Annotated in this window: 8 protein-coding genes; 2 read left to right on the forward strand and 6 right to left on the reverse strand. The window is 42.6% G+C overall.

Annotated features, from left to right (window positions below; all coding sequences use genetic code 11):
• Window positions 1-356: 356 nt before the first annotated feature.
• Complete coding sequence (locus IM500_RS11885; RefSeq protein ID WP_002732356.1) at window positions 357-473, reverse strand: photosystem II reaction center protein I; 117 nt, start codon at window positions 471-473, stop codon at window positions 357-359.
• A 183-nt stretch (window positions 474-656) separates the two neighbouring features.
• Between IM500_RS11885 and rsmI the strand changes: the two genes are divergently transcribed.
• On the forward strand, window positions 657-1,496 hold the full coding sequence (rsmI, locus tag IM500_RS11890) for a 16S rRNA (cytidine(1402)-2'-O)-methyltransferase (protein WP_190721989.1): 840 nt from the start codon (window positions 657-659) through the stop codon (window positions 1,494-1,496).
• 36 nt (window positions 1,497-1,532) lie between these two features.
• Here rsmI and IM500_RS11895 read toward each other — a convergent pair whose 3' ends face one another.
• From IM500_RS11895 to IM500_RS11915, 5 genes are all read right to left on the reverse strand, one after another.
• On the reverse strand, window positions 1,533-2,702 hold the full coding sequence (locus IM500_RS11895; RefSeq protein WP_190721992.1) for an LptF/LptG family permease: 1,170 nt from the start codon (window positions 2,700-2,702) through the stop codon (window positions 1,533-1,535).
• 32 nt (window positions 2,703-2,734) lie between these two features.
• The gene (gene lptB, locus IM500_RS11900; RefSeq protein ID WP_002797884.1) at window positions 2,735-3,463 is read right to left on the reverse strand and encodes an LPS export ABC transporter ATP-binding protein; all 729 of its coding nucleotides are present in this window, start codon (window positions 3,461-3,463) and stop codon (window positions 2,735-2,737) included.
• Between the two features lie 127 nt (window positions 3,464-3,590).
• A complete protein-coding gene (locus IM500_RS11905) occupies window positions 3,591-4,091 on the reverse strand; it encodes an LptA/OstA family protein (RefSeq protein WP_190721994.1) in 501 nt (166 codons plus the stop codon).
• 49 nt (window positions 4,092-4,140) lie between these two features.
• Complete coding sequence (locus tag IM500_RS11910; protein ID WP_190721996.1) at window positions 4,141-4,566, reverse strand: DUF309 domain-containing protein; 426 nt, start codon at window positions 4,564-4,566, stop codon at window positions 4,141-4,143.
• A gap of 9 nt (window positions 4,567-4,575) precedes the next feature.
• The gene (locus tag IM500_RS11915; RefSeq protein ID WP_061432731.1) at window positions 4,576-4,935 is read right to left on the reverse strand and encodes a ferredoxin thioredoxin reductase catalytic beta subunit; all 360 of its coding nucleotides are present in this window, start codon (window positions 4,933-4,935) and stop codon (window positions 4,576-4,578) included.
• 163 nt (window positions 4,936-5,098) lie between these two features.
• Here IM500_RS11915 and IM500_RS11920 point away from each other — a divergent pair.
• A partial coding sequence (locus IM500_RS11920) for a nuclease/transposase family protein (RefSeq protein WP_502882357.1) occupies window positions 5,099-5,677 on the forward strand: 579 nt, incomplete at its 3' end.

Genomic DNA, 5,677 nt, shown 5'->3' on the forward strand with positions numbered 1-5,677 from the left:
CCATGTACTGTCTTACACAGAGTCCACAGACTTTCACCCCATTTCAGAAGCCCGATTCCGTGTGTCCCACGGTACGTTGACCGCCTATAGCTTCTTGTACTTGTTGCGCGCGACTTTTTACACGGCCCAGCTTTTCTGGTCGGAACCCCCTAAGCCGAGTTTTCAAGGTGCTGCGCCGCCCACTTGGTTTTCGAGACTGGCCTTTTAATTCTAACGTAAAGCCAACCTAGAACGGCGGGGTTTCAGACCCAAAATTTCCGATGATACTACCATGATCATTATTTCTAGGGAGACAGGGAAAGTTTAATAACTTGTTCCCTGTGTCTCTACCCTAGAACCAGTTTGATAATTGTCTTCTACTCAAAGTCTTTGCGTCCGGGGTTACGGGTAGGATCGCCGGAAAGGAAGCCAAAGATAAAAAGTAAGACAAAGAAGGAAACAACGATATAAACGGCGATTTTTAGGGTTAACATTACTAAGACGTTCTCCTTAGACTAGATTAATTCAATAACAGGGGTGAGCATACCTTGACCTACTTTACCCTATTTGAGTGATCCCTGAACAGAGAAAAGTGATCAGTCTTCAGTTATCAGCCTACTGTTTACTGTTTACTGATCACTTAAAATACAACTAAATAGCCTATTTTTAGCCAATTTATGAATAATCTCGGTAAATTATATGTGGTGGGAACGCCGATCGGTAATTTAGACGATCTGACTTTCCGGTCCCTGGCAACTCTCAAAAAAGTCACTCTAATTGCTGCCGAAGATACCAGACACACGGGCAAATTATTGCAGCATTTTGATATTCTGACCCCTCAAATTAGTTACCACGAACATAATCGTCTTTCCCGTCTCGATGAGTTATTAAATATTCTCAGCCAAGGTCAGGATATCGCCTTGGTTACTGATGCGGGAATGCCGGGGATTTCTGATCCGGGTTATGAGTTAATTAAAGCTTGTATAGAAGCTCAGATCGAAGTGGTTCCCATCCCCGGAGTAACGGCGGTAATTACTGCTTTAGCGGTGTCGGGATTACCCACGGAAAGATTCTGTTTTGAAGGATTTCTTCCGGGTAAGGAAAAGCTCAGACAAGAGCGCTTAGAGGGTTTAAAAACTGAAACGAGAACGATGGTTTTTTATGAAGCTCCTCACAAACTTATTAAGACTTTGGAGGATTTACGAGAAACTTTCGGCCCCACGAGAAAGATAGTTTTAGGTCGGGAATTAACCAAGCTTTACGAAGAAATTTGGCGAGGAACTGTCGCCGAGGCGATTAATTTATATCTGGCGAATAAAACTCCTAAAGGGGAATTTACTATCGTAGTTATGGGCAACAATCGGTTCGATACTATCCAATTATCCGACGAGGAATTAAAACGGGAATTAAAACAAATTATCGAAGGAGGAGTTAATCGATCGCAAGCCAGCAGACAATTAGCACAGGTTACTAATTTATCCCGCAGTCGTTTATATAAATTAGCCTTAGAAATTTGATGATTATCAATTTTTATTCCCACCGCTAACCCTCGATTACTTAGCCGATTGAAGTAACAAAATTCCTCCGGCAGTTAATCCTAAAATATTGGGCAACCAAGCGGCCATCAAGGGGGTTAAAACTCCGCCAATGCCTAAGGAACTGGTGACAAAAGATAGGAGATAATAGGAGAAAATTAGGACAATACAAATACCGAAACTGGTGGCTTTATTAGAATTTTGGGGACGTAATCCCAAGGCTGCCCCAATCATCCCAAAAACTAAACAAACAAAGGGTAAAGATATTTTCTGCTCGATTTGAACTTGTAATTTTCTAATTTTGGTGGGATTGCCACTTAATTCCAGTATTTTTAGGTATTCCCGCGCTTGTCTCAGGGTCATTTCCGAACCATCTCGCCCCCGAAAAGCTAAATCTAAAGGGGTACGCGGTAGGGCTAATTGTTGATGTTGAAAGCGGACAATATTACGATAGGAACCATTAGGATCAATTAGATAAATTGTGCCGTTATAAAAATCCCAGATATTTTTTTCAATATTCCAAGAAGCTGATTCTGAGGTAATAATTTGATTAACTTCCGGCTGGGTGCGATCAAGAATGGTTAAACCTAGCATCTCTTGACCGTTAAATCTTTCGGCATAAAATAACCTTCTTAATACCGTTTGCGGTTCCCCTCCATCCTGTCGCCGCACTTTGCCGTATTCAGGATAAATAATATTATCTTCAATAAAAGATTTGCGATTTGGTCGCAGGGCTTTGGTCATGGTAGCATTAGCTTCATAACTGGCAGCTGGAGCCACATAATCATTAAAAACGTAGGTTAATCCCGTCACTATTAAACTTAGCACAATGGCGGGAATTATTAGGCGATAAACACTAATTCCAATACTTTTCAAAGCAATTAATTCGCTATCACTGGCTAAACGACTGTAGGCCATTAAAGCCGCTAAAAGTATTGACATGGGAAAGGCTAAAACGATAAACTCTGGCATTTTTAATAAGAGAATTTTTAAGGCCAAAGTAAAAGGTAAACCCGATTCAGTAATCCGTCGCACTAAATCAAATAAAGTACCGATCGCCACTCCCAAAGAAGTGAATAAACCCATACCAAATAAAAAGGGCAATAATAACTCGACAAAAATATAGCGGTCTAAGATGCTAAATCCGGGTATTCTACTTAAATTTCCTTGCCAATTGCCAACTTTCATGATATAATGCAGCGATTTTTTATTAATAACAATTATCGGAAAAAATTATCACCCAAATAATACTGACGCACCAGAGGATTATTATAAAGTTCTTCGCCACTTCCCGCCGCTAAAATCTGCCCTTCGCGCATAATATAAGCCCGATTAGTGATAGCCAAAGTTTCTCGCACATTGTGATCGGTAATTAAAATTCCCATCTGACGATCCCTTAAACCGGCGATCATCGCTTGAATCTCGGACACGGCGATCGGATCTACCCCGGCGAAAGGTTCATCTAATAATAAAAATCTCGGTCCGTTGACTCCCACCGCTAAAGCGCGAGCTAATTCCGTCCTTCTTCTTTCTCCTCCAGAAACGTAGGCTCCTTTAGTGCGAACAATCTTATCGAGGCGAAATTCTTTTAATAAATCATAGAGACGATTTGCCCGTTGGGAAAAGGGAACCCCCGACTGTTCTAGGGCTAACTGAATATTTTCTGATACAGTTAAATAACGAAAAATACTGGCCTGCTGCGTCAGATAGCCAATACCCAGACGCGCCCTTTGATTAAGGGGTAATTTGGTAATTTCTTTTTGATCGAGCCAAACGCGCCCTTGATTCGGTTTAATTAATCCCGTGGCGATATAAAAAGTTGTGGTTTTCCCCGCACCATTTGGTCCTAATAACCCGACAATTTCCCCCGGGGCAACAGTAATACTCACCCGGTTAACCACGAGCCTTTTACCGTAGGATTTATGGATATTTTCTAATACTAAAGTCATCTTTATCGGCTGTTGGGTGTTAGGGGTTGGGGAAGTGGGGACGTGGGGAAGTGGGGACGTGGGGAGAAAAAAAGCTGACTCCTGACGACCGGCTACTGACTCCTGATTCCTGACTCCTGACTCCTAATCACTGCGGGTTAATAATTGGGGCAGCGGGGAGGGAAGGGGAAGGTATGGGTGCGGGTGTCGGAGAAGCAGCCGGTTGGGGGGAAGTTTCGTTATCTTTGACTAAATAAATTGACTCCACCTGCTGACTGGTTTGGGGAGTAGCGATAAATCTGCCCTCATCGACAAGATAAGTCATCGTTTCGGCGCGGATACTGTTGCCTTCCTGCAAAACGTAAACGTTACCCGTCATCACTAAACGACGTTCGCGGCTAAAATACTGAGCTTGAGCGGAAGTGGCCTGCATTTTGCGAGCGGGATAGAACACTTGTACGTTACCCCTAGCAGTAATTACCCCCGTTTTTGAGTTCGCCTCTTGAATATCCGATCGCACTGTCATGGCATTACCTGGTACAATGTTCTGCTGTGCTTTGACTAGGGGAGAATTGCCCAATCCCATGATTAAGCCAGCAGAAACGAGGTAAACTAGCCATCCTCTGATTTTTGCGTATCTTGCTCTCATAGAAATCTCACCTATAGACGTAATTGTATTGACTAACTAATCTAGCTTTTTAGAGAACGGGATGACTTTTGAGGATTTTCGGCAGAGAACAGATAGATCGATCGAGGTGGGGATGAGGATGTTCCTGATTGCTTTTCATCGCTTCTAGCACTGCCGGTAAAGCTTGGGGATCGAGATTCTGTAAAAAGTTTAATAGATCCAAACTCTCCCCAACCAAGTGCGTCACGTTGATCCCCTCGTAATCGGGTTGATAGGGTTGCAAACGTCTAACCCCTTCTCCCAAAAGGATTACCGCTCCGCGCCAGTTATTATTTTCCAGATGGTAACAAGCGACAGCAATCTGCAAAATGCCTTGATAAAAGGTTTTTTCAGGCTCTGCGGACTCCATCCACAAAGCCTCTAGGGTATCATGACAAGCATAGAATTGCTGGCGATTAAATTCGTCGATTCCTTGGCCAAAAGCGGTGGCTGTCATTACCCTAAACTAATGCCCCTTCATCGATTCGCGGACTTCTTGGATATAGTCAAGGGAAATTATCTGTTCTTCCCCAGCAAACTCGTTATCGGGGGTAATAAATAGCATACAGTGACATTCTTTCCGTTCCCGCATCGGTACACAGGGACAATTCCAGAAAGTATTTTTTACCTCCGCTTCTTTGTCTTCGTAGTGACGACAGGGACATAAAGGAGCGCCTAATTCGTCCTTATGACGCGCTAATCCCTCAATTACTACGGCTGTCACCGAGAGATCGCTACAGAAATAAGTATTTGTACCTTTAGCGTACTGTTCGGCAAACTTTTTCATCGCCTCAAGACTCTTATCCGTGTTTGTGATCTGGCTCATAGTTATCTGATCCCCTTAGCTTTCTACAAAAAAACTTTTTACCTAAAATGTCAGCTTGAAGGAACCCTCGGTTTTACCTCGGAGATGAAAAGCTGACATCGCCTTGACACCTTGTACGATGAGTTGCTAGATTATAAGCATAACACATTGAGAGGTCGAGTCAATGCGAGTCATAGAGTTTAAGTTAAAAACCAATTCACACCAAGAGATAGCCATTCAAGAGGCTATCAGGGTGGGACAGTTCATCAGGAATAAATGTTTAAGATTTTGGATGGACTCTACCAAAGAAGATCAGGTTAACTATGCTACTTTGTGTAGGCTAACTACCGAATTATCTAATAGTCCTGAATTTTCTTTTGTTGGTAAACTCAACTCTATGGCTCGTCAAGCAAGTGCCCAAAGAGCTTGGTTCTCTATATCCCGTTTTTATGATAACTGTAAAAAGCGCACCGCCCGCACCGAATCGAATTCGGCGAGCGGACGGTGCAAGAAGGGTTTGGCGAAAAAAGGCTATCCCAAATTCAAAAAGTTTTCAAGGTCTGTCGAGTACAAAACTTCTGGTTGGAAACTAACAGAAGACAAAAAGTTTATCCACATCACGGATAAAACAGGGATAGGAAAATTAAAGTTAATCGGCACTTTTAACCGTGAGATTCTCGATAAATCTACTATCAAAAGAGTCAGGCTTATTAAACGAGCCGATGGCTTTTATTGTCAATTTGTCTTAGACATTGAGAGAGTA

Source organism: Microcystis sp. M179S2 (assembly GCF_020245805.1).
Classification (GTDB): Bacteria; Cyanobacteriota; Cyanobacteriia; order Cyanobacteriales; family Microcystaceae; genus Microcystis; species Microcystis aeruginosa.